The following is a 17,627-nucleotide window of genomic DNA, read 5'->3' on the forward strand; positions in this document are numbered from 1 at the left end:
AACGGGTACCTATTGGCACCCGTTTTGTTATAAACCATACAATCAGCAGGTAAGGACATCTCCGCTGATTAATTATTGAAACTTGTTTTTAAGAGCTTTTTCTACAATATCAGGGACTAGTTCTGATATGTCCCCATTATATTTTGCCACTTCTTTCACAATGCTTGAGCTTAAAAACGAATATTGATTATTAGTCATAATAAAAAAGGTTTCCACTTCATCATTTAAGACTCTGTTCATGGATGTGATCTGCATTTCATATTCAAAATCAGACACTGCACGAAGGCCTCGAATAACAGCATTTGCATTTACCGATTTTGCATAATCCATCAGCAGCCCCTGAAATGAATCGACTTTAACATTCTTAAGATCCTTTGTAACTTCTTCTATCAACTTAATTCTTTCTTCAACACTAAAAAGAGGTTTTTTTGAAGAATTATTCAATACAACTACATAAACCTGTTCGAATACCTTTGCCGCTCTCTTAATAATATCCAGATGGCCGTAAGTAATTGGGTCGAAGCTGCCTGGACAAACCGCGATGCCTCCCATTGTTATCCCCCTGTCATGTTCTTATATGTATTTTTTCCATTACAATTCCCAGTATGTATTATTTAGCCCAGCTGTAAATAGAGATAGAAATTATCCCGTAATTTTCATGTTTCTGCTGAACCAGTCTTCCAACAGTTTCAGGGAGCTCCACATCTGACCCATGTTCACATAGAATCGTTCCCTGATCCGAAAGCAGATTATTCTCATCAATTACCTTAAGAAGCTTAAGCAGCTGCTGCTTGCGGTATGGCGGATCGAGAAATATATAATCAAAAGCCAGATCTCTCTTTAAAATTGCCTTGAGTGCACGATCTGCATCATTTCGATATATTTCCGCCTTTTCTTCAAAATCGCAATTCCGAATATTTTCATGGATGGTCTGAATGGCCTTTCCGTCCCTATCCACAAAAATGACCTTGTCCGCTCCTCTGCTCAGAGCTTCAATGCCAAGGCCGCCGCTGCCCGCAAATAGATCAAGCCCTTGGCCACCTTCAAAATAAGGCCCTATTATATTAAAAATAGCTTCTTTTACTTTATCAGTAGTCGGACGGGTTGAGCTGCCCGGAACAGCTTTTAATATCTTCCCTTTTCTAGTTCCTGATACCACTCGCATACGATCACCACTAACCTGCAATATTTCAATTTTCCAGAATTCGAAATGGAAAACTGTTTTTTTCTATCCTATCCTACCATATCTTACAATTTGTAGCCAACCGGCAATTTGTAAGCGAAATCATCAGCTGGAAAAAAATATAGTATGAAGTGTATATCCATGAGGATTGTGGAAATAATGTAATTAACAGCATCTATTCAAGGATGTTGTTGCCAACCGCGGAGAAGACTTACGTTTCCCCATAAGTTCTTCCTCCGGTTTCTCCTCTCCCTTTGCCTTCTATCCTGAAAAGGATATAGAAGGACCCTGCAGTTAACTGCAGGGCTTTTTATTTGCTTTTATTAAGTCTTTTTAGGGCGTCAGGTGAATCCCGCCTTCTCTTTCTTCCGCAGTCACTCCGAAAAGTGCTTTAAACCATTGGATTTCCATCCATACAGTTCCGTTTTGCCTGGTTAATGGATTTATTAGCAATCCATAGTCTTCTTCATTATAGATAAAGACATTTTTATTCAAATAGAACCGATAACTGTTATTCCCTTTTGACACAAGCATCGTTTCCTCGCCGGATAGAATCTTCACTTCATATCCCAATGCCTGCATCGCGGCAGTAAATGGAAGAAAAACCTTCCCATCCCTATATAATAAACTAATGCTTGCCTTCTCAGCACCAGACACCCATAGCTTCTTTTCTTCCTGAAAATACAACGGGACAAGCGGTGCTTCGTTTTTGATATTCATCGTGAAAAATTGTGTTTGAAGACCTTTAGCATTACCTAAAAGCTTGTCCAGCTTTCCTGCATTCAGAGAATCCGCCTGGTATACATTAATAAGAAAGTTTTTTAGTTCATCTTCGGTCAACTTCCCCTTAAATTCCTTCAGGGCTATGCTTCCTTTCGCTGAGCCGGGTTTTAAATCTAATAATCCTGCTGTGAATGCATCAACAATCCAGTCAGGAGAACCATCTGCAAACTTTCTCTGAAACTGCAAAGCTATAAGCTCTTTTTCCAGCTGGTCAACTTTAATGTATGGAGATGCAATCAGGATATTTTCATCCATATATTCAGGATAGCGATCGGTAAGGATAATCGACATAAATGGAAAATCCCCGATGTCATTCAGTTTCTTAAAATCTAAGCTGGCTGCACGAGTACCTGCTGTGTATACATCTGTGTTATTTATAGCCGTCTTCAAAAGAGGTTCCTCTTGCCAGTAGAGTGATGGAACATTTCCATAGCCCTCGAAATAATAATAATCGATATGATCTAATTTCTTTTGGGCTTTTAACCTGATTCCCGCAGCCCATGACCCCTCTCTTTTGAAAGAATCCGAAATTGATATGGACAAGCTTTCAGCCTTTATTCCGATGATTTTAACAAACCAATCAGTTAACAATAATGCTTTTTTCTTATCATTTATCGGTACAGTATACTCAAATATCATCTGATCATCAGCAGAAAAAAATGTATAAGGACTTTCGTCTGCTGAATCACAGGCTTTTCCGGTTCCAGTTTTGCAATTCCATTTATATAGAGTGTCGGGGATATCAAGCCTATATTCTTTTCGGGCCACAAGTCCGTATAACTTTTGAGTGATTTTTAGTTCTTTCAGATGCGTTTCGACTGTGATTTCCTGTGTAATCGCCTCGGAACTCTCCAAGGCAATCGCACGCTCAGAATAAGCCTGCCACTGCCACAGCACCATACCTGAAATAATTCCAGACAAAATTAAAAAAATTAATAAAGATGCCTTCCACATCGCTATGCCCTCTTAGTCATTTTTCTTTTAACCTAACAATACCAAAGGGAAGGTCATCAGTCACATTAATTTTTATAAATTTTATGATTTTTTTCCATTCTATTTTTATGCTGAAAATGATAAAGTATGGATGGACGAAAAGCATTTAAGAAGTGAATGCTATGAGTTTTAAGGAGGTTCTAATTTTGATACAGCGTTTTATAGAAATTGGCGAGGGATACTCAGATATTTATGAATTAATTGAAATTGCGCGGGCGAACAAGCATCGCTTGTCCCACATGGCTGCATTCCATACGAGCATCAATAATAGAGAAATGACATCCCTGGCAGTTATATTGAAGCCGACAGACCCTGGAGGATTTCAGCCGTTATATATTTGCCGTGAAGGGATACCGAATCCAAACTCAGTGCCTAATAAAAGGTATGATTTATTCGAGGATGCTGCGAAAGAGCTGAATAAAGAAATTATTCAGCTGACAGTAAAGCCTTCTGCTATTTTTAATGAAAAGGAATTATATTATCAATATTTGATTGGAATATTAAGGCTTAATCATTTTATTGCACCTTTGCGATAAATGAGAAAAAGGCATGAGCTTTTGCTCACGCCTTTTTATATTCCCATCTTATAATCATATTCTTTAGCCTTGTCCGGTTTGGAATTTTCAAATTCCGTTTTTAGGAACGGCTTATAGGATGGTTCCACTTTTTTAACAAAAGAATATGAATTTATCTTCTCCATAATTGTTTCCGTATCGGCAAGATCACAGTATAGCACTACATATTTGAGCCGTTTTGAAACATAATGAACATTTCCAAATCTTCTTAACATTTTTGCCTGCTTTAAAGAATAAAGCCATACGATTATTCCTTGCCTTTGACCAAGCATATAGTTTTCCCCTTCAGTGATCGTTTGTTTTATTTAGTCTAGCATAGAAAAATAACAGTTTTCAATGGGAAGGTTCAAACTGCGGATTATATTTAAAAAGAAAAAACCAGCATTAGCTGGTTTTTGAACGCTGACTCAGTGGAACGGCACTTATTCTTGTCTAAGAACAGCCACAGCTGCCTCCAGAACCGCAGCCTCCTCCGCAGCTTGATTCAAAGAAAGGATTGCCGGTGGGAACTTTAATATGTTCAGACACAGAACGTCCTATCAGCATGCTTACCTCATCCAGGAGGTTTTGCAGGCCGTTCTCTGCTCTTCTGAATTCCGCTACATGGATATCCATGTCCATGTCGCGCTTTAGCTCCCTAATTGACATCATCACCCTCTTATACTCTGGATGATATTTACCAAATCGCTGAACTTCTTCATACAGTTCTTTCATTTTGATAAAATCCTGTATCTTCCTTTGAGTTTCACGGCTGTTCTTTAATTTATATAAACTTTTACGGTAATGTTCCGCTTCTTCAGATTCTGTAATCATCGCTGCAAGTTCGTCAGCTTTGTCCAAAATAGCCATTCTTTCTAATGTAGCAAGCAAAATAGCTCACCTCCGTTTCCTATTTTATCATGAAACGGTTTAAAGCTAAAGCAAGTAAACTAAGGGATCACCACAAGAAACTCTCTTTTTAAAGAGGCTTCAGCACTGTCGCCTTTAACAAGTTCCAGTCCGATAAGATGTTTGCCTGAAGGAAGCCCTTTGATAATAAAAGCAGCTGAATGGATTTCATCCTTCTTCTTTCCGTTTATATAAAGGAGAATTTTGCCTCTTTCTTTGCTGCTCTGCTTTCTAAAGGACACATCACGCGCAATACATTCAACAAAAACTTCTTTTCCTTTTATTTGATGCCTTACAAAAAAAGGATCCTTGGCTGAGCTTTCCACACCTGAAACTGGCAATAGCTGTTCTGCTTTAACTGCATTCACCGGAGGACTGGCTTCCGCTTTTGTTTCGGGCTCGGGAATATCTTTCTGGCATGCTGCAAGAACAAAAATAACCAGCAATATAAAAATGTATTTTTTCATTTTCATTATTTTACACTCCTTTAGGATGTCTTCCGTAACGCTCTAATAAAATTAGTGTTTGCCCGGCTGCTTATTTTTACTCTATAACAAATAAAAAGCTCTCTCGTGTACGAGAAAGCTTTCTAATTGGATTGAGAATTCATGGCCTGAAACATGCTCATCATCATGGAGGCCATATGCACTCCATTCGTGAATTTTTCAACCTGATGGGGAATTGTTTTTTTATAATAGTGCAGTGCGGCCACTTCCAGAGATTGAATTTCGTTCGGATTTCTGCTCAGTTTTCTATACCAATAAGGCTGCTCACGGATAAATTGCCTAAGATCCTGCTTTTGTTCAAGATACTCGACGATGTCTTTTCTCATCTGTTTACCCCTTAATCCTTTTTAAATGTAAAAGGGCTGCTTGGTTTAGTCATACTTGGCTTTGAGCCTCCTGATGGTTTCTGGCCGCCGCCCTGAAATTGCGAAATAACCCCCTGCACAGCTGAAAGTGCCTGGCTGAGATTAGTGATGTAACCCTGCATTTGATTCGCATCCATTTGCTTAAGAGTACCCATAATGGTGCCCATCCAGTCACTTTTTTTCTCTTCGGTCTTTTGTGTATTATCTTTGTTTTCTCTATAGGGATCCCACCTTGAATCTTCTTCCCCAAGCAAATACCAATCCTCATATAATTCCTGCCACGTTGCATTTCCCTCCCTGACTTCTTTGATGATCAGGGGATTCTGTTTAACAAACTCTTTGAACTTTTCAACAGAGGGATGAAGCTTCGTTTTGGACATGCAAAATCACCTCGTTCTAATGCAAATGCCTATAATACCATATGAATATGAATGAAAAAGGTGAATATTTATGTCTGCTTTATTGGTCCATTAAAATTCAAAAATTCAGCCATTAATGATAATATATGAATGCAGAAAGATATTGAAAGGTGAATACTAATGAATAGAGATCTTATGGAATTATTTGATCAGTGCACCAGGAATGCGACTGACGAAGAATTAACCGCTTTAGAATCCCTGCTTTTAGGTTTTCATAAAAGACAAACCGGTCAAAACAGCTCTTATATTGGCGGACTGCTTCATATGGAACGGCACATAACTGAAGGTGAATGCATACTGACAGTTCCTTTAAGTAAGATCGTCAATAATCCGCTCGGAATTCTCCATGGGGGAATAACCGCTACAATTATTGATTCTGCTATGGGAACACTTGCGGCTTCGCTGCTTCCTGAAGGTTTTGGTGCTGTTACGACACAGTTAAATATTCATTATCTTGCAGTCGGCAAAGGGGAATACGTAACATGCAGAGCGACAATTGACCATAAGGGAACAAAAAGCATGGTATTATCTGCAGATGTTCTCCGTTCGGATGGAAGGAAAATTGCACAGGCAACAGGCAGCTTTTTTATCATCGAAAAGAAAAATGTAAATAATTAAAGGCAGGTGGGAAGATGGTCACCGCTATCGTTATACCAATAATTTGCCTTTATTTTTATTGGCTGACAAACAAGGAAATGCGGGAGGGTTATGAGAAGTGGGCGAACCTGGCAGATGTTCCCGAAGAGGCCATCATTTCCGGCGAAGTCGTCCATCTTATCGAGAGCAGGCAGCGATATAATTACAGCCGCTATGTACATGTTCTTGAACTGACCGTCCAAACAAAGGGCTTCAAGCATTCAAATATAAAAAAAATTACTCCTTTAATGAATAATGCTTCAATTCCTTCTGTCAAGATCGGTGACCCTGTTCACTTGTATGGAAATTGGAAGGATGATTTTTTTCAAGTTGGCCGAATTCAGATTGTTAATACTAAAAAAGAGCCTTAATTTAGGCTCTTTTTCACTTTTTGGCTTCTTCATCATCAGCTTTTTTTATGAAATTTTGAGTATAATGCTTTTTATAAACTCCAACTCCAAGATGTGTAAATTCTTCATTCAGCAGACTATCCCGATGACCTTTGCTGTTAAGCCATCCTTCAACTACAGCGGGGGCATCCGAATAATTTGCAGCTATGTTTTCCCCTGCCGCCTCATATGAGACCTTCCCAGCTTCAAGCCGGTCCGTCAAAACGCCATAAGTTTTGGAAGTATGAGAAAAGACATTGGATTCATACATATCTTTACTATGAGCTAATGCTGCTGATGCAGTTAGATCATCCCATATCAGAGGCTTTAATTGATGTCTGACTCTTATAACATTGGTGATGTCGAAAATTTGCTTCTCTTTCGCTCTCTCCACTTCTTCTTCAAAGGCAGGAGAAGGCAAAGGCGGCTCCAATAATTCACCACGGTAAACCATTTCATACGGGCGAAGTTTAATTAAAGCGGCTGCATCCATTAACCTCACACTGGACAGCGTTCCTGTAAATCTATCTATATTAAGCTGTGCATAATACTCACCAACCATGACCAGCGGCCTAGTATTGAGGTCATCTTCAGATAATTCAAAACGGTATGAGCTGTCCTTTACTTTAAGACTGAATTCTGTTTCAAAAAAGACGGATGAATATAATTCACCAATGGGCTGCCCTATTTTGAAAGGATAAATGTCAGAATCTTCGCCTGTCGCAAATAAACTAACCACTTTATTATTGCTGACGCCAGCCTGTATATAATCAGTGCTGCTTTTATTATATATCCACCAATCGTAGCCATAAAAAGAAGGATCTATTCTGGACGGCTCTCCCAGACTTTCTTTAAGCTCCCCAGCTGATTTTCCCATTAGTGAGGCAACACCCTTTTCAGGGAACCCCGTATTGGAGGATAAGTTATTTTCCTTATTATTTATATCCTTAATTGTATTTTCCTGACTGACAAGGATTTCCCCTTTTTCTTTACGCCCAATATCGATGTAAAAGCCTGCTGCCAGAAAAATGCAAATCAATACTAAAATTCGGAAAAGTGCTCGCAGAGAACCGTACCTCCCTTCTTTTACTCGCTTTATTTAAGGCGATTTAAAGTATAACATGCAGACGTTCTGCTAAATGGAAAATAAAATGCTCTTTTCGTATATATTGTTGTTTTTGCCTATCAATGTTGTCCGTTGGTTTCCGCTCCAGGCTGCTCGCTTTCCGCTACAATAACTCAGTAAATCATATACAAAAATCAACAACCTTCCGAAAACAGCCAAATAAAATAATTGCATATATTATTAATCATACCATTAGGTGTATTGTTTATCTATTATTTTCAATAAGTCTGTATGCAGCATCCTTTGATGAAAAAAAAGAACACCATGGCGGTGTCCTTTTAATGCTGTGCTTCAGTTTCGTGCTTTGAAATATCAGTAAGGGCTTCTCCAGCCTGGTCATCTGTTAAATGACGCACGGCAAAGTCACCTAGTGATACTATCCCAATAAGCTTGTCACCTTCCACTACAGGAAGCCTGCGAATTTGATGTTCTGCCATCAAGCGGGCTGCTTCCCGAGCCTCTGTATCCCTCGACACAGTTACTAAATGGCTGCTCATAATATCTTCTACCTTAGAAGAAGCAGGGTGTTTTTCTGCTACACATCGAAGAACGATATCCCGGTCAGTAATCATTCCGACGAGCTTATCATTATCCACAATCGGGATAGCACCTACGTTTAATTCTTTCATCTTAACTGCCACTTCATAAACATTGTCCAATAGAGAACAGCTTTCAACCTGGTCTGTCATAATATCGCGGATTTTTTCCATTTTTAACCCTCCTTAATTTTTTTCAACAATGAATATGGTCCAATAATGACCGTGCAGGCCTCCTTGACTATATCCGGAACCAATATGAGTTGCCTTTTTGTTTAGAATATTTTCCCGGTGGACTGCGGAATTCATCCAGGCATTAAACATTTCATCAGCAGTTTTATAGCCCGCCCCGATATTCTCCTTTACGGTCAGAAAAGAAATATCCTCATTCCTTAACATTTCTGTAGGATTTCCATAAGTAGGAGAATTATGTGAAACATATTGTAATTTCATCATATCCAAAGACTTTTTTTGAGCTGCACCATTCAGCTTCAAATCTGCAGACAATGGTTTTAGCTTTAACTCCCTTCGTTTTTCGTTGGCGAGCCTCATAAGGTCATTTTCATTATCATTCATTTTGGGGATATCCATCTTCTTTCCATGGTCGGGAATGATAATAATTTCACCTGGAAAAATTAAATCAGGATTTTCTATCTGAGGATTGATATTGATAATTTCCTGCAGATCTTTCTGAAATCTTAGTGCAATTTCCCAAAGAGTATCCCTTTGCTCAACTCTGTAATCCGCTGCAGCACCTGCAGGCTGTGTTGTTAGAAAATATAGAAAAAAGAAGATACTTATGGCTTTGTATTTCTGCAATTGACGCTTCCCCTTTCACACTTTGGCAGCTGAGAGTTCCAGATGCTCAAGATATGCCAGCCAGGCGTTAAAATAAGGCATTTCTGCTAACGTTCTTTGAGAGAAGGATGTTTTCTTGCATGAATCCGTTGCAAGTTGCGCTTTTTTCTACTATTATTAAATTTGAGATAAACTTGTTTAAATTATGCATGGATCATTCAAGAGAACCATGGATTGTTTTCAGGAGGGACAAATATGAAATTTGAAAACACAGGTCTGGAAAATAAAAAAGCAGACTTAACCCGCTTAGATGAAGTAATGCTTTCTCATGGCCTGGTCCGTGAAGGGCAATGGGATTATGAAAGAGTTACATATGACCGTAAATTCGAATTAAAAGAGGGCGTTTTTTACCTTCGTGTATTTGGATATGCGACTGAAGGAGATGTAGGAGCTCATAGAGCAACTATCCAGCTTATGACCCCGCTGCTTGGCAAACATTATTATCCGCATGGGATTGAATACGGTGAAGGCGAAAGCTTCCCTAAATCATTAGTAAGTCAGTGCGAAAAAACTCTAAATGAGATAAAAGCAGAGATTGACCAATTCGCTGAGTAATTTTTACCTGCATTAATATTACTGAATTTATTTTCAGCATGGAAAAGAAAAGACGCATGAATATCATGCGTCTTTTTTACATCAGCTTTAGACCTGCAAAATTTAGTTTTCTGAAAGAGTGTTTCCTGCAGATATAATTTTTTGAACTGAGAGATCTACTCTTTTTACCTCCAGTCCTGTTAAATGGACAATTTCATCCTTGATTTCTTTCTGAATCCTTAGAGTTTCCTCCAAAATATTCTTACCTTTTACTATGTTAAGCTTAATTTTTAAATATACTTCAGTGTTCCTAAAAGTTATGGAGATCGGTTCTTCTTTTCTCTTAAAGAAAGTGAATCTTTCACGCTTAAGAGAAATGACACTTTTTCTTCCCTCCAGGCTGGATTCTACGATTGCGGAGATTATATCACTGGCTGCCTGAATCGTCTCGAAGTCAAGATGACCGTTATGCATCTTCCTTTCACTTCTTTCTGTACGATTTTTTAATCAGGGCAACAATCTCTCAGGAAAAATACAATAATTTATTTTTTACAATATGTAATGCTTACAGCAATAAAAGTGTTACAGTCTTTTTATCGTTACCTTATTCACCGGATTGAATCACAAAGTGCTGCGAAAACTGAACAAAATAAAAAAGCCCCCGCCTGGACGCTTTTTCTTTCATTTATCTGCAGATGCTTTTTCTTAAAAAAAGTCATAGAAAAAGGAGTTTTGCAAAGGGATTTTTCTTTCAAGCATTTCCGCATCATTTCTTGGACCTTTAATTTCGCCTAATTCATATAACTCTATTGGTCTTTTGTAGCCAATTATTATAGCTGATAGCGCATTAATAGACATTTGCAGACCTCTTGCGGGAGGTTTTGTACACTGGCTTCCTTCTTTCTCTTTAAACACCCTGACACTGTTATCAGCGATTAAGTAGGTTCCATTATTCCATGGTGCATGGTGATCCACAATATGGAGAAAGACATTTTCATCGTTATCAAGGAACGAATATTGAGCGAGACATTTTTCAGCATTGACGATTCTTCCCATAAAGTACGGGAAAACCTCCATTTTTAAATTAGGCTGATTCAAGTAATAAGGGAATGGATCATGTACAGATGTAATGATCTCTACTTCCTCAACCATCGAATCATGCTGACAGATAAAGTTCCATAAATTCACTCTGGCTTCCTGATTTAGAGCTGCGAATTCTTGGATATCCATTTTATTGTCTTGTACCTTAAATAATATATAGCCCTGTCCTTCACCTGAATCGTTAAAAAACACCGCAATCTGGTAATCAGAATACACAAAGTTCTCCCACCAGTATGAGTCCCTTACAAGCCCTCCTGAATACCGCTGCATATATTCTTTATAAATCTTTTCGATGGTTAATGTGTGCTGGTTTTTAGTAAATCGCTTAATGGTCCCTGATGATTTTCCTGTCATTTTTAAATCTATTTTCTTAATATGCGTTTTCTTATATTCTGTGAATATCTCCCACCCGTATTTCCTGTAGAAAGAAATATCAAATGGATGCAAAAATGAAAATAGCTGACTCTTATTGTTCATCTCGGCTAAAGCGTGCTTGATCAGGCCGCTTACATGCCCTTTTCTTCTGAATTCCGGATATGTTGCCACACCTGCAACACCTCCCATATCCCATTCAAAGCCATTAATATGAACTTTAAGGGGGATGATGTGAAGTTTGGCAGCCAAACTTTCCTCTTCCCAGATACCGAAAATGGCATGATTTTTTAAACGCTCCATCCTGGCAGGAATGTCAGCTTCAGGCACATTGTACTGGAAGGCATACATGGAAAGCTTCATGGCCTCTATATATTCATTCTCTGTTAGTTTTCTTACCGACACAAAATTCACTCCCAATTAAATATCATTATAAATATTCGCCATATACTTAATAAGTCCTTTTAATTAAGATGTGGATAATATTATGAGCATAAAAAAACCGCTATAGAGCTAGCGGCATCTCATAACCTGTTACGTACCCAGGATTGCTTTTATAACTGAGGTGGTTTCTCCTCCATGGTAGAAAACATACAGCAGCAGATAGACTGCAACACCTGTTATGCCAGTAAAAAACCAGACCACACTGGTTATCGGCCCCAACTTTCTATGTGCTGCTACTTTATTTTTATAGCCCGTATATAACGAGATAATTCCTAAAACTGCTCCAACAGTTGCCAGTGTAATATGAAAAATTAAGAAGATCGTATAATAAATTTTTATATCATCAGGGCCGCCAAATGCAGTATTTCCAATAAAAACAGTTCTGCTGGCGTAAATGATAAAGAAAATAACAGCAAACACAGCAGCCAAAGTCATTGTTTTCTTATGAGCCTCAAGCTTTTTTTTGCTGATTTGCACCCACCCAATCGCAACCGTTATTGCACTTAGAACAATAAAGGCTGTGCTTATGGTAGGGAGTATAGGCAATGAGTATTCCATAAATTCTTCCTCTCTCCACTATCAGTTTAAAATTCAAATTCAAGGTGTTATTTATCACAAAGTTCATTTTATTAGAGTGTACTATATTTTTCAACAAACTGTATGAGCTTTTAATAAAAGTTCCTTAAATGTTCAATATTTATTTAATTCCATGTGATCATTATCATTGCAATATGCCAATATCTTTACTTTATTGAAAAAATAAACTCCAGCCTCTGACTGGAGTTTATTTTTTATTTTACTAAATGCGGATTTAGTATTGCTTCTTCTTCTGAAGGTGTAATTTCCTGTTCTTTTTTGTACCATGCATAGAAGATCTGCGCAAGAATAAAGCCATATACAATTTCCTGAATAATCTTCATGATGACCCCGCCAAGCTGCTGATCGTGTATAAGTGACATTGAATTGAACATTTCCGGCCCGCTAAGATTCAGGCTTGCCAGTGTCGCAGAAGGGACACATAACTGAAGAGCCTGAGCCCATGCATTTGGATCAGAATATGTGCTGTACATTGGAGTATCTGAAAAAATGATCAGAGCACATGCAGGTGTCAACAAAACGCCATTTGCAAAAATATATCCTACCTTTTTTAAACCGTCCAGTGACTCCATTTCAGGAAGCTCATTAATAGTCGGCCACCACATAAAGATTGCCAGAAGAAACAGGCCAGAGGTATACACAGTATGAAACATCATATCCGTTTTTACCACATCAAAAACATCTGGTATGTGGTATATGGAAAATACTCCATTGAACAGGATAATAGCTATTAATGGCCTTGTAAAAAGACTGAATACAGGTTTAATAGCTTTGTGATTAACCACTGCTCTCCACACCCACTGTGGGATTCCCATGACTACAAGGGGAGGAACAACTAAATACAGGATCGCCATCTGAATCATATGAGCATAAAACATTAAATGGCCCATCAGGTCAAGCGGTGAGCCTTTGATCGCATATAACACAATCATAGCGATTGTAAAATACACACCCTGCCTTTTAGTTAATGGCTCACTATCTTTGAACTTTCCACGATACTTTACTGTTAACATATAGTAGCCTGCAAGAATCAATGCTACAAATAAAAAGAAATATGGACTCCAAAGTGCACGGAAACCGAATATTTCCAAAGACATGAATATCACCTCATTAAATATTGCTCAACCGGCCTCATACGTATCCAATACTAAGCGATATTGACAAGTACTATTATACTCTCTTCAGTCTGCAATCTCAATAAATCGGAAATGGGTATTAATTGCAAATATTGCATTACATAAAAAGAAAATCGGCCTACAGCCGATTTTCTTTTTAACTTACCACCAAATAACCGTCAAGAAAGCAATGATTGTGATAAATCCGACAAATGCTCCTGAGTATAAGAACAAAGACGGTGCTTCATGACCTTTGTGGCTCATATGCATGAAATAATATAATTGGAAGATTACTTGCACAAGAGCAAGAATCAGGATGAACGGCACTATGAACCATCCGGAGAAACCTTCATAACCTGCTGCGACGAACGCAACAATTGTCAGGAAGATCATTAGTGCAAAAGTGATAACTTGATGTCTCATCTCTTCTGCACTTTTTTTGCGTCTATATTCAATGTCTACTCTTGGGTTACCTGAGTTTGGTTGTTGATTGGCCATCAGTTTATCCCACCATTCCCATTAAATATACTACTGTGAAGATGAATACCCAAACAACGTCGATAAAGTGCCAGTATAAGCTGGCTACATAGAACTTAGGAGCATTGTAAAGGCTCAATCCTCTTTTGCTGTTGCGGATCATCAACGTAGTGATCCATAGTAAACCGAATGCCACGTGAGCACCATGGAAACCAACTAACGTGTAGAAAGCTGAACCGAAGGCACTGCTTGTGAAGCTATGATGGAATTCATGCACATAGTGATTGAACTCGTAAATTTCCAAACCGAGGAATCCAAGTCCAAGCAAAACAGTAATTCCAAGCCATAGCTGCATTTTTTTGAAGTTGAAGTTCTTCATGTGATACATAGCATAAACGCTTGTGAGCGAGCTTGTTAATAGCAGCATTGTCATAATGAATGCCAAAGGAATTTCAAACAAGTCTTTCGCAAGAGCCATGTCACTGCTTGGTACTTTGTCTTTTAAAGCAAGGTAAGTAGCGAATAGGGAGGCGAATAAAACCGTCTCTCCCCCAAGGAAAAACCAGAAACCTAAGAATTTGTTCTTGGCTTCGAGGGTTTGTTTTTCAGGCGACGCAGGCCATGTTTCATAAGTCATTTTTTGTTCAGTAGCCATTATGCCTTAACCCCCTTATCATTAGTGTCTTCCAAATCTTCTTTATGAATGTGGTATCCATGATCATCCTTAACAGAACGCACAAACATGGAGCCTAGAGTAATAAGCATACCAACGATTAGTACTGGAACACCCCAGCTGTGTTCTGCGCGGTACATTGCACCAAATGCAGCAACAAATAGACCGAAAGAAATCACAAATGGAATGAATGAGTTGTTTGGCATATGAATATCACCAAGCGGCTCAGCAGGCGACATGCCTTTTTTGCCTTCCATTTTTTCAAGCCAGTATGCATCAAGGCCGCGAATCAGCGGAAGCTGCTTGAAGTTGTAGAATGGAGGCGGTGATGGAATGGCCCACTCTAATGTACGGCCGTCTCCCCAAGGATCATTGCCAACCTTTTCATTTTTAACGCTAGTAATAACAATATTTATTAACAAGATGATTACTGCAGCTGCCATGAAGAAAGCACCTACAGTACTTACCATATTTGACGTTTCAAACCCCTGTCCAGGAAGGTAAGTGAAAATACGGCGCGGCATTCCCCAAAGTCCAAGGAAATGCTGGATAAAGAATGTTAAATGGAATCCAATAAAGAATAATACGAACGTAATTTTTCCAAGGAATTCGTTTAACATTGTACCGAACATTTTTGGCCAGTAAAGGTGAGCGCCTGCAAATAGTGCAAACACAACACCGCCGACAATTACGTAATGGAAGTGGGCCACTACAAAGTAGCTGTCATGATACTGGTAATCCTGTGCAGCAGACGCCAGCATTACACCAGTAACACCGCCGGCTACGAATGAAGGAATAAAGGCAATAGCCCAAAGCATCGGAGTTGTGAAAGTGATGCTTCCGCCCCACATTGTAAATAGCCAGTTAAAGATCTTAATACCAGTTGGTACTGCAATTGCCATTGTTGCAACAGCAAAAATCGCGTTTGCAATCGGCCCCATACCAGTTGTAAACATATGGTGAGCCCATACCATGAATCCTAAGAAACCGATAAGAACCGTTGCGAATACCATTGAAGAGTATCCGAAAAGGCGCTTTCTTGAGAAAATCGCAAAAATCTCGGAGAAAATACCGAAAGCAGGCAATACCAAGATGTAAACTTCAGGGTGTCCAAAAATCCAGAAGAAATGCTCCCAGATAATTGTATTACCGCCCATAGCAGGATCAAAGAAGTTAGATCCAAACATGCGGTCGAAAATTAACAGGAATAGTCCTACTGTTAAAGCAGGGAATGCAAATAAAATCAATGCTGATGTAACAAATGTAGCCCAAGTGAACATTGGCATACGCATGTATGTCATACCAGGAGCACGCATGTTAATGATGGTAACAAGGAAGTTGATCCCCCCGATTAACGTACCAGCACCTGATATCTGCAGTCCAAGTGCATAGAAGTCGATCCCATGCCCTTCAGAAGCAATTGATAAAGAAGCATAAGAAGTCCAGCCGGCATCAGGAGCTCCACCTAAGAACCATGATAGGTTCAAGAAAACTCCACCAAAGAAAAACAGCCAGAATCCTAAAGAATTCAAGAATGGAAATGCAACGTCACGCGCACCGATCTGAAGTGGCATAACAGCATTCATAAACGCAAAAATCAGTGGCATAGCCGCCAAGAAGATCATCGTTGTACCGTGCATAGTTAAAATTTCATTATACAATCCGGCACTTACAAAGTCATTATTTGGTACTGCAAGCTGGATACGGATGAACATAGCTTCCAATCCGCCAAGCAAGAAGAAAAATCCGCCAGCTATAAGATAAAGGATTGCGATTTTTTTATGGTCGACTGTTGTTAAGTAATCCCATAAAACCGCTCCGAAACCTTTTTTTTGTGCTAAGGTACTCACAATTTTACCTCCCTTTTCAAAAAATCCCCTATTGTTCCATAACTTTCAAGCCCATTAAATATTCTGTCAGGGCATCAAGCTCTTCTTCAGATAATTCACCATAAGTACCTGTCATTTTATTGCCAGGTTTGAATGTTTCCGGATCTCTTAACCAATCCTTAAGATCTTCTTCAGTATGATCGAGGATACCGGCAATACGGTCACGATCACCGAAGTTTGTTAAGTTAGGAGCTAAACGAGCTGCTTCTGGAGCAGTGTTTGCCGGTGTTACAGCATGACAGCCGATACAACTGTTATTGAAGACTTCCTGACCAGCTTGAGCCAGATCTGTCTCTGCCTTTTTAGGTTCTTTTACTTCTGCCATTGCAGTTGCCCATTGATCGAATTCATCACGTGGAACCGCTTTAACTTTGAAATCCATTAATGCATGGGAAGGACCGCAAAGCTCAGCACATTTTCCATAAAAGTAATTGTCGGCTTCCTTAGCCTTTTCACTGTCAAACTTCAGCCAGAATTTATTCACGTTGTCCGTGTTCGTATCCAGCTTACCGCCTACAGCAGGAATCCAGAATGAGTGCTTAACATCAGAAGCAATAAGATTGAAATAAACTTTTTCATCCGTTGGCACAACTAATTCCTGGCCAGTGATAATTTCCTGGTTTGGATACTCAAATTCCCACCAGTATAAGTTTGCACGCACATTAACAACAAGTGCATCTGTTTTGCCTTCTTCATTCTTCTTTTCCATTGGGCCTACATCAGCAAGCTTAAAGGTAGCTGAAACTGTCGGTACAGCAAGAATAAGAAGCAAAAGAATAGGAATAACAGTCCAAATGATTTCCAGTTTGTGGCTTCCTTCAACTTGTTTTGGAATTCTGTCGTCCTTGCGGCGGAATTTAAAAACAACAATAAAGAAGATTACTGTTACGACGGCAATTACTCCTACCATTATTACAGTACTTAACACCATCAAATCAAATTGTGTCTGCGCCACTTCGCCGGCAGGTTTAAGCGTAGATAAATACGGTTTGCCGGAGCAAGCGGAAAGAATGAGCGCCATCATTGCAAACAGAGAAAAAAGACGCCACTTTGCAAGCCTTTTCATAGCTTAATCAAACCCCTCTTTCGTAAAGATTTCATTTTTTGAATTGTTTGATCAAAAAATATGGATAAATCCCCTCTCGTTAAAAACGAAAGAAGGAATTTC

The 17,627-nt window shown here is 39.0% G+C and carries 23 protein-coding genes; 4 read left to right on the plus strand and 19 right to left on the minus strand.

Translation table 11 applies throughout. The annotated features are described in order from the left end of the window. Positions 1-72: 72 nt before the first annotated feature. The 3 genes from coaD to NYE23_RS12570 all read right to left on the minus strand — a co-directional run bounded on the left by coaD (position 73) and on the right by NYE23_RS12570 (position 2,920). A complete protein-coding gene (gene coaD / locus NYE23_RS12560) occupies positions 73-552 on the minus strand; it encodes a pantetheine-phosphate adenylyltransferase (protein ID WP_341078257.1) in 480 nt (159 codons plus the stop codon). A 58-nt stretch (positions 553-610) separates the two neighbouring features. After that, positions 611-1,165, minus strand: coding sequence for a 16S rRNA (guanine(966)-N(2))-methyltransferase RsmD (gene rsmD / locus NYE23_RS12565; RefSeq protein ID WP_341078258.1), 555 nt, complete (start codon positions 1,163-1,165; stop codon positions 611-613). 351 nt (positions 1,166-1,516) lie between these two features. After that, positions 1,517-2,920, minus strand: a complete 1,404-nt coding sequence (locus tag NYE23_RS12570) for a stalk domain-containing protein (RefSeq protein ID WP_341078259.1) — start codon at positions 2,918-2,920, stop codon at positions 1,517-1,519. 185 nt (positions 2,921-3,105) lie between these two features. Between NYE23_RS12570 and NYE23_RS12575 the strand changes: the two genes are divergently transcribed. Continuing rightward, on the plus strand, positions 3,106-3,495 hold the full coding sequence (locus NYE23_RS12575; RefSeq protein WP_341078261.1) for a DUF7147 family protein: 390 nt from the start codon (positions 3,106-3,108) through the stop codon (positions 3,493-3,495). Between the two features lie 35 nt (positions 3,496-3,530). Here NYE23_RS12575 and NYE23_RS12580 read toward each other — a convergent pair whose 3' ends face one another. From NYE23_RS12580 to NYE23_RS12600, 5 genes are all read right to left on the minus strand, one after another. Continuing rightward, positions 3,531-3,806 (minus strand): YlbG family protein, encoded by a 276-nt coding sequence (locus NYE23_RS12580; protein WP_009330926.1) that lies wholly within the window; start codon positions 3,804-3,806, stop codon positions 3,531-3,533. A gap of 160 nt (positions 3,807-3,966) precedes the next feature. Further along, on the minus strand, positions 3,967-4,404 hold the full coding sequence (locus tag NYE23_RS12585) for a YlbF family regulator (protein ID WP_341078262.1): 438 nt from the start codon (positions 4,402-4,404) through the stop codon (positions 3,967-3,969). Positions 4,405-4,463: 59 nt separating this feature from the next. Next, positions 4,464-4,895 carry a lipoprotein gene (locus NYE23_RS12590; RefSeq protein ID WP_341078263.1) on the minus strand — a complete coding sequence of 144 codons (432 nt, stop codon included), beginning with the start codon at positions 4,893-4,895 and terminating at the stop codon, positions 4,464-4,466. A gap of 116 nt (positions 4,896-5,011) precedes the next feature. After that, complete coding sequence (locus tag NYE23_RS12595; protein ID WP_341078264.1) at positions 5,012-5,254, minus strand: YlbE-like family protein; 243 nt, start codon at positions 5,252-5,254, stop codon at positions 5,012-5,014. An 11-nt stretch (positions 5,255-5,265) separates the two neighbouring features. Then, a complete protein-coding gene (locus NYE23_RS12600) occupies positions 5,266-5,673 on the minus strand; it encodes a YlbD family protein (protein WP_341078265.1) in 408 nt (135 codons plus the stop codon). Between the two features lie 159 nt (positions 5,674-5,832). Here NYE23_RS12600 and NYE23_RS12605 point away from each other — a divergent pair, with 159 nt between their 5' ends. Together NYE23_RS12605 and NYE23_RS12610 are read left to right on the plus strand one after the other, a co-directional pair. Then, a complete protein-coding gene (locus tag NYE23_RS12605) occupies positions 5,833-6,330 on the plus strand; it encodes a PaaI family thioesterase (protein ID WP_341078266.1) in 498 nt (165 codons plus the stop codon). A 14-nt stretch (positions 6,331-6,344) separates the two neighbouring features. Beyond that, positions 6,345-6,719 (plus strand): hypothetical protein, encoded by a 375-nt coding sequence (locus NYE23_RS12610; RefSeq protein ID WP_341078267.1) that lies wholly within the window; start codon positions 6,345-6,347, stop codon positions 6,717-6,719. A 13-nt stretch (positions 6,720-6,732) separates the two neighbouring features. Here NYE23_RS12610 and NYE23_RS12615 read toward each other — a convergent pair whose 3' ends face one another. The 3 genes from NYE23_RS12615 to NYE23_RS12625 all read right to left on the minus strand — a co-directional run bounded on the left by NYE23_RS12615 (position 6,733) and on the right by NYE23_RS12625 (position 9,218). After that, entirely contained in the window at positions 6,733-7,803 is a 1,071-nt protein-coding gene (locus NYE23_RS12615; protein WP_445662618.1) for a CAP domain-containing protein, read from the minus strand. Between the two features lie 338 nt (positions 7,804-8,141). Then, positions 8,142-8,573 carry a CBS domain-containing protein gene (locus NYE23_RS12620; protein WP_341078270.1) on the minus strand — a complete coding sequence of 144 codons (432 nt, stop codon included), beginning with the start codon at positions 8,571-8,573 and terminating at the stop codon, positions 8,142-8,144. A gap of 12 nt (positions 8,574-8,585) precedes the next feature. After that, positions 8,586-9,218, minus strand: a complete 633-nt coding sequence (locus NYE23_RS12625) for a CAP domain-containing protein (RefSeq protein WP_341078272.1) — start codon at positions 9,216-9,218, stop codon at positions 8,586-8,588. Positions 9,219-9,452: 234 nt separating this feature from the next. Between NYE23_RS12625 and NYE23_RS12630 the strand changes: the two genes are divergently transcribed. After that, positions 9,453-9,812, plus strand: a complete 360-nt coding sequence (locus tag NYE23_RS12630) for a YugN family protein (protein ID WP_341078275.1) — start codon at positions 9,453-9,455, stop codon at positions 9,810-9,812. A 102-nt stretch (positions 9,813-9,914) separates the two neighbouring features. Here the strand turns inward: NYE23_RS12630 and NYE23_RS12635 are convergent, their stop codons facing one another. The 8 genes from NYE23_RS12635 to coxB form a co-directional block, all read right to left on the minus strand. Beyond that, positions 9,915-10,265, minus strand: a complete 351-nt coding sequence (locus NYE23_RS12635) for an Asp23/Gls24 family envelope stress response protein (RefSeq protein WP_341078277.1) — start codon at positions 10,263-10,265, stop codon at positions 9,915-9,917. A 231-nt stretch (positions 10,266-10,496) separates the two neighbouring features. Then, the gene (locus tag NYE23_RS12640; protein ID WP_341078279.1) at positions 10,497-11,669 is read right to left on the minus strand and encodes a GNAT family N-acetyltransferase; all 1,173 of its coding nucleotides are present in this window, start codon (positions 11,667-11,669) and stop codon (positions 10,497-10,499) included. 129 nt (positions 11,670-11,798) lie between these two features. Further along, complete coding sequence (locus NYE23_RS12645) at positions 11,799-12,266, minus strand: DUF420 domain-containing protein (protein WP_341078280.1); 468 nt, start codon at positions 12,264-12,266, stop codon at positions 11,799-11,801. A gap of 233 nt (positions 12,267-12,499) precedes the next feature. Next, positions 12,500-13,402 (minus strand): cytochrome c oxidase assembly factor CtaG, encoded by a 903-nt coding sequence (gene ctaG / locus NYE23_RS12650; RefSeq protein ID WP_341078283.1) that lies wholly within the window; start codon positions 13,400-13,402, stop codon positions 12,500-12,502. A 180-nt stretch (positions 13,403-13,582) separates the two neighbouring features. Then, on the minus strand, positions 13,583-13,918 hold the full coding sequence (ctaF, locus tag NYE23_RS12655) for a cytochrome c oxidase subunit IVB (protein ID WP_035328686.1): 336 nt from the start codon (positions 13,916-13,918) through the stop codon (positions 13,583-13,585). Positions 13,919-13,922: 4 nt separating this feature from the next. Further along, a complete protein-coding gene (locus NYE23_RS12660; protein WP_035328684.1) occupies positions 13,923-14,552 on the minus strand; it encodes a cytochrome (ubi)quinol oxidase subunit III in 630 nt (209 codons plus the stop codon). Next, positions 14,552-16,420, minus strand: coding sequence for a cytochrome c oxidase subunit I (gene ctaD / locus NYE23_RS12665; protein WP_341078286.1), 1,869 nt, complete (start codon positions 16,418-16,420; stop codon positions 14,552-14,554). Before ctaD ends, NYE23_RS12660 begins: the two co-directional genes overlap by 1 nt. 28 nt (positions 16,421-16,448) lie before the next feature. Continuing rightward, positions 16,449-17,525: a cytochrome c oxidase subunit II gene (gene coxB, locus NYE23_RS12670; RefSeq protein WP_341078288.1), complete on the minus strand. Its 1,077-nt coding sequence runs from the start codon at positions 17,523-17,525 to the stop codon at positions 16,449-16,451. Between the last annotated feature and the right edge of the window lie 102 nt (positions 17,526-17,627).

This window comes from Cytobacillus sp. FSL H8-0458, from assembly GCF_038002165.1.
In the GTDB taxonomy this organism is placed as follows: domain Bacteria; phylum Bacillota; class Bacilli; order Bacillales; family Cytobacillaceae; genus Cytobacillus.

Bases quoted from the DNA above. Each gene is read 5' to 3' on its own strand.
- coaD (WP_341078257.1), bottom strand. From the start codon at position 552: ATGGGAGGCATCGCGGTTTGTCCAGGCAGCTTCGACCCAATTACTTAC.
- rsmD (WP_341078258.1), bottom strand. From the start codon at position 1,165: ATGCGAGTGGTATCAGGAACTAGAAAAGGGAAGATATTAAAAGCTGTT.
- NYE23_RS12570 (WP_341078259.1), bottom strand. From the start codon at position 2,920: ATGTGGAAGGCATCTTTATTAATTTTTTTAATTTTGTCTGGAATTATT.
- NYE23_RS12580 (WP_009330926.1), bottom strand. From the start codon at position 3,806: ATGCTTGGTCAAAGGCAAGGAATAATCGTATGGCTTTATTCTTTAAAG.
- NYE23_RS12590 (WP_341078263.1), bottom strand. From the start codon at position 4,895: ATGAAAATGAAAAAATACATTTTTATATTGCTGGTTATTTTTGTTCTT.
- NYE23_RS12595 (WP_341078264.1), bottom strand. From the start codon at position 5,254: ATGAGAAAAGACATCGTCGAGTATCTTGAACAAAAGCAGGATCTTAGG.
- NYE23_RS12600 (WP_341078265.1), bottom strand. From the start codon at position 5,673: ATGTCCAAAACGAAGCTTCATCCCTCTGTTGAAAAGTTCAAAGAGTTT.
- NYE23_RS12605 (WP_341078266.1), top strand. From the start codon at position 5,833: ATGAATAGAGATCTTATGGAATTATTTGATCAGTGCACCAGGAATGCG.
- NYE23_RS12610 (WP_341078267.1), top strand. From the start codon at position 6,345: ATGGTCACCGCTATCGTTATACCAATAATTTGCCTTTATTTTTATTGG.
- NYE23_RS12620 (WP_341078270.1), bottom strand. From the start codon at position 8,573: ATGGAAAAAATCCGCGATATTATGACAGACCAGGTTGAAAGCTGTTCT.
- NYE23_RS12630 (WP_341078275.1), top strand. From the start codon at position 9,453: ATGAAATTTGAAAACACAGGTCTGGAAAATAAAAAAGCAGACTTAACC.
- NYE23_RS12635 (WP_341078277.1), bottom strand. From the start codon at position 10,265: ATGCATAACGGTCATCTTGACTTCGAGACGATTCAGGCAGCCAGTGAT.
- NYE23_RS12645 (WP_341078280.1), bottom strand. From the start codon at position 12,266: ATGGAATACTCATTGCCTATACTCCCTACCATAAGCACAGCCTTTATT.
- ctaG (WP_341078283.1), bottom strand. From the start codon at position 13,402: ATGTCTTTGGAAATATTCGGTTTCCGTGCACTTTGGAGTCCATATTTC.
- ctaF (WP_035328686.1), bottom strand. From the start codon at position 13,918: ATGGCCAATCAACAACCAAACTCAGGTAACCCAAGAGTAGACATTGAA.
- NYE23_RS12660 (WP_035328684.1), bottom strand. From the start codon at position 14,552: ATGGCTACTGAACAAAAAATGACTTATGAAACATGGCCTGCGTCGCCT.
- coxB (WP_341078288.1), bottom strand. From the start codon at position 17,525: ATGAAAAGGCTTGCAAAGTGGCGTCTTTTTTCTCTGTTTGCAATGATG.